Source organism: Oceanobacillus indicireducens (assembly GCF_014647195.1).
Lineage (GTDB): Bacteria > Bacillota > Bacilli > Bacillales > Amphibacillaceae > Oceanobacillus > Oceanobacillus indicireducens.
On sequence record NZ_BMOS01000005.1, the window covers coordinates 75,060 to 79,694 of the forward strand.

Consider the following 4,635-nt stretch of genomic DNA (forward strand, 5'->3'; position numbering starts at 1 on the left):
AGCTGTGCCCGCGAAAAGCATCCGTCCACCGGGCAACTGAACGGCGATTAGAGCGCCTTAATTAGTGAAAGAGCAAACACTTACGCTGTATGAAACTGATTTGCTGTTTGGTTGGTGCAGGTCGATGAATAACTGTCGCTTAACTAGGTTGTATTTTTCATAGATGAACAATAACTTTCATAAACATTTCATAAAGAAAGATGAATTCTATGGTAATATAGGAGCAGATGTTATTTTGAAATAAGGTGATAGCTATCAGTAACTTAAGACGATGGGTTTATATTATATTAGGACTCATTTCTTTCGGGATTGGAGTGGCTGGGGCAATCTTACCAGTATTGCCAGGAGGACCTTTCTTCCTATTTGCTTCATATTGTTTTACAAAGAGCTCGGAACGTTTGGACAGATGGTTTAAGAGCACATCTTTCTATAAACAATATGTAGACCGCTACTTCATTAAACGATACATGACGAGATGGGAAAAAATTCGGATCAATCTTATTGCTGATTTTTTCATTATCCTCTCCGTCGTGATGATTGATATTCTTTTTATTCGGATCATCATGATTACACTAGGACTCGTCAAGCATTACTACTTCATTTATCATATTAAAACAATAAAACCGGAAGAAATAGCGTTCGTTATGGATAAATAGAAACAAGCGGGAAAATCAGTGGTATGCTGACGATCCTGCTTGTTTTTATTCGGCATCCGTAGTACAAAGAAATAAGAGGGGGGAAAGATCATGAAGAAAGTTTATTTAATTGATGGAGCAAGAACAGCTTTTACAGCATTTGGTGGTTCTTTCGCTGGTGTAACAGCAACAGAGCTTGGAACCGTAACAGCGAAAGAAGCGCTAAAGCGATCGAATGTTGCACCAGATCATGTTGACCATGTGATCTATGGGAATGTTATTCATTCCGAGACGAATGCAGCATACATCGCAAGACATATTGGACTGGAAGCAGGAGTACCAAAGGAAGTCCCAGCCTATATTCTGAACCGACTCTGTGGTTCCGGGCTGCAATCCATTGTTTCCGGTGTACAGGAAATATTACTGAACGATGCAGAAATCGTCCTTGCTGGTGGGGTAGAAAATATGTCCCAAGCACCCTATTCGAATTTTGAAAAAAGGTTTGGCGGTGGGAAACTTGGTGAACTAAAATTCCATGATATGCTTCTATCCACATTATTTGATGAATATACTGGATTTGGTATGGGTGTAACGGCAGAAAATCTTGCAAAAGCATATCTTATTTCCCGAACAGAACAGGATGAATACGCAGTTCTTTCCCACGAACGGGCGAGTAAGGCGAGGGAGTCCGGCCGTTTCAGTGAAGAAATTGTCGCTGTAGACGTCAAATTGAGGAAGAAAAATGAATCCATTATCGAGGATGAACATATTAAACCGGATACGACAGTAGAGAAAATCAGTGGATTACGTCCATCATTTAAGAAAGATGGTACCGTAACTGCTGCCAATGCTTCTGGGATTAATGACGGAGCAGCAAGTGTTGTCATTGCGTCGGAACAAGCGGTAAACGAGCATGGATTACAGCCGCTTGCTGAAATCGTTTCTTGGGCTGTATCAGGGGTCGATCCATCGGTTATGGGTATCGGACCGGTTCCGGCGATTAAGAAAGCATTAGAGAAAGCAAGATTGCCACTTGAGAAAATCGATTTAATTGAAGTGAATGAGGCTTTTGCAGCCCAATACCTTGCCGTAGAAAAGGAACTTGGACTCGACAGGGAAAAAACGAATGTTAATGGTGGAGCAATTGCTTTAGGACACCCGGTAGGAGTAAGCGGTACTCGTCTAGCATTATCGGCGGCTTATGAACTAAGAAACAGCGATAAGGAATATGCACTTGTCAGTCTTTGTATTGGAGGCGGTCAAGGAATCGCGATGGTTATTAAAAGAAGTTAAGGAATCGGGTGACATTTTGCTCAAATATGTATGGAGATTTTTTACGATTTTTGCGATCTTAATATCTTTAAAAACATGGAAAGATACGAATCATGTAAAGGTAAATAAGGTAGCATTTAAAACGAATAAGTTCCGGGCCAATCAATCATTGCGAATTCTTCAGCTAAGTGATATGCATAATAAAAGGGCATGGAATATCCATCAACGTTTAATTTATAAAATAAATAGCTTATCACCGGATATTATTGTTTTAACAGGAGATTTAATCGACCGCAGAACAAGGAATTTCAAACAGATATTTGCTTTTCTTGATCAGCTGATTGCAATGAACAGGCCGATTTACTTTGTCACAGGGAACCATGAATGGGGAAATAGAAAAAGAAGAAAGTTCATGAAGAAATTAAGAAAACGAGACGTGACCATTTTAGGAAATGAAAACATTGAGATCGAGGTTGCGGGCATTCAGCTTACCCTCGTTGGCGTTCATGATTCATCCACACATCATGAAAATGTTGAGAAAGCGTTCCGACATATAAACGAAACAAGATATACGCTCCTTTTATCCCACTCTCCCTATGTGATTAAAACGTACCCGAATCTTCCCGCGGACCTCGTATTAAGTGGTCATACGCATGGTGGTCAAGTTCGCTTGCCGTTCATTGGCGCAATAATTTCGCCAGGAGGAGGAGTATTTCCGGAACTTGATAAAGGGACTTTTGAATGGAACTCAGGTAAATATATTTATGTAGACAGTGGATTAGGTACAAGTATGATACCCGTCCGTTTTCTGAATCAAAGTCAGATTAGTCTTATCGAAATAACAGGAGTCTGGAATACAACTAACTAAAACCGTAAATAAAAAGATTCCAAGCAATTTAAAATTTGCTTGGAATCTTTTTTGGGATTTTCTCCATCTCCCAGCACTATTTTACCATTCATAGTGTTATAGAACGATTAGAGTAAAAGGATCCAGAAACTATTTAAGAATTCAAGACGATTATCTCGAAAGTAATGAAATGAATTTTTTACTTGACAATACATAACGGGGGTATGGTAATATAATGGCGAACAAAAAATTAGGAGGTAATGTAAATGGCAAATAAAACACTTCATGTACAAGGTATGTCTTGTGGACATTGCGTAAATTCTATTGAGGGAAGTGTAGCGGGACTGAACGGAGTAGAAACTGTAAAAGTTCATTTGCAAGATGGGAAAGTAGACGTAACCTTTGATCCAAAAAAGGTGGACTTGAAAGATATTACAGAAGTAATTGAAGAACAAGGCTACGATGTTGCCTAAGAAGGGTGGTCGTGCTTTTATAGCATGATCTTCTTTTTTCCAAAAAAATATACCCTTGGTTGGTATGTGAGGAATAAACGATTAGCTAAAATGGACCTGGGTTTCTGACGCTTCTATAAAATAAATGAATTCCTTTAGGTATTTTGTATATGCTGTTGGTTATCCTAGGATATGGATTAATTTCTGGAAAATAACCAACATGAAAATTCCGTAGTTTAAAAGGAGAAAAAGATAATGGATCAAAGTCACAATGATCGAGAGGAGGTCAATTAACAAATGGCCAACTATCATTTGGAAATCTACACAAGACCTACTTGCTCGGATTGCCAAGACTTAAAGAAGTTCTTGAAAAAGCATCAAATTCCACACAAACAATATGATTTAGAAGAACAACCAGCTAAAGAAAAAGAGTTGAAAAAGCTAACAGGAAGCAGGATTGTTCCTGGAATTGTATTTTCTGAAACTTCCATTTTAGGCTTGAGAAGAAATACAAAAGGCATGACAGGATTTGAGCAGAATAAAGAGGAAATTAAAAAGCTGTTAGAAGTTGGATAGTTTATGTAAATCAGAAAGGAGATATTGGCTGAACCGCTGATTCCCTCCTTTCTGAATCTTGGAATCTAATCGTTGTAACATTAAATTCACTCGAGTGGAGGAAAGGAAAATGAAAAATAAAAAATTATTAATTGGATTTGTTTCATTAATGTTTGCTTTTGTTTTAACGGCTTGTGCAGGAAATGATGAAACGACACCTAAAGATAATGCGGGCACAGAAAGTGAGTCAAATGAAAACAGGAATTTGAATGATGGAGAGTCTGATTCCATGGAAGAGGGAATGGATCATTCAGAGATGGATCACTCAAGTTCAGGTGAAGTTCCGGAAGATTTAGAGGTTGCAGAAAAACCAACTTATCCGGTTGGAAGTCAAGCCGTTATGCATGCAGATCACATGAAAGGAATGGAAGGTGCCACAGCAACCATTACAGGTGCATTTGAGACAACTGTTTATGCCGTTTCCTACACTCCAACAACCGGTGGAGAACCTGTAGAGAACCATAAATGGGTTATTCATGAGGAAATTGAAAATGCTGGCGAAAAACCATTTGAAGTTGGCGATGAAGTAGTATTAAATGCGGATCATATGGAAGGAATGGATGGCGCTACAGCTACGATTGACTCAGCAGAACCAACAACCGTTTATATGGTGAGCTACACGGATACGGAGACTGGTAAGGAAGTGGAAAATCATAAATGGGTAACGGAAGCAGAACTTTCGCCGGTGGAGTAAAGTGAAACTTCATTCAGTGGGGAATTCCTTCCCTCCCCACTGAATGTTAGTTGAACAGAATCAGGAATTTATGGACTGTTTAACCCCACTCTTCGCATATTGGTTTTCCCTCATGTTTAG

At 39.1% G+C, this 4,635-nt stretch carries 6 protein-coding genes; all 6 read left to right on the forward strand.

Going from position 1 to position 4,635, the window contains the following annotated elements; translation table 11 throughout:
* The first annotated feature begins 245 nt into the window (after positions 1-245).
* The 6 genes from IEX94_RS04875 to IEX94_RS04900 all read left to right on the forward strand — a co-directional run bounded on the left by IEX94_RS04875 (position 246) and on the right by IEX94_RS04900 (position 4,515).
* Entirely contained in the window at positions 246-656 is a 411-nt protein-coding gene (locus tag IEX94_RS04875) for a YbaN family protein (RefSeq protein ID WP_232334340.1), read from the forward strand.
* 90 nt (positions 657-746) lie between these two features.
* Positions 747-1,928, forward strand: a complete 1,182-nt coding sequence (locus tag IEX94_RS04880) for an acetyl-CoA C-acetyltransferase (RefSeq protein WP_188856268.1) — start codon at positions 747-749, stop codon at positions 1,926-1,928.
* Positions 1,870-2,775: a metallophosphoesterase gene (locus tag IEX94_RS04885; protein ID WP_229782571.1), complete on the forward strand. Its 906-nt coding sequence runs from the start codon at positions 1,870-1,872 to the stop codon at positions 2,773-2,775. The genes IEX94_RS04880 and IEX94_RS04885 overlap by 59 nt, the downstream gene beginning before the upstream one ends.
* Positions 2,776-3,020: 245 nt before the next feature.
* A complete protein-coding gene (copZ, locus tag IEX94_RS04890) occupies positions 3,021-3,227 on the forward strand; it encodes a copper chaperone CopZ (protein ID WP_188856270.1) in 207 nt (68 codons plus the stop codon).
* 276 nt (positions 3,228-3,503) lie between these two features.
* A complete protein-coding gene (locus tag IEX94_RS04895) occupies positions 3,504-3,782 on the forward strand; it encodes a glutaredoxin family protein (protein WP_188856271.1) in 279 nt (92 codons plus the stop codon).
* A gap of 109 nt (positions 3,783-3,891) precedes the next feature.
* Entirely contained in the window at positions 3,892-4,515 is a 624-nt protein-coding gene (locus IEX94_RS04900; RefSeq protein ID WP_188856272.1) for a YdhK family protein, read from the forward strand.
* Positions 4,516-4,635 lie beyond the last annotated feature (120 nt).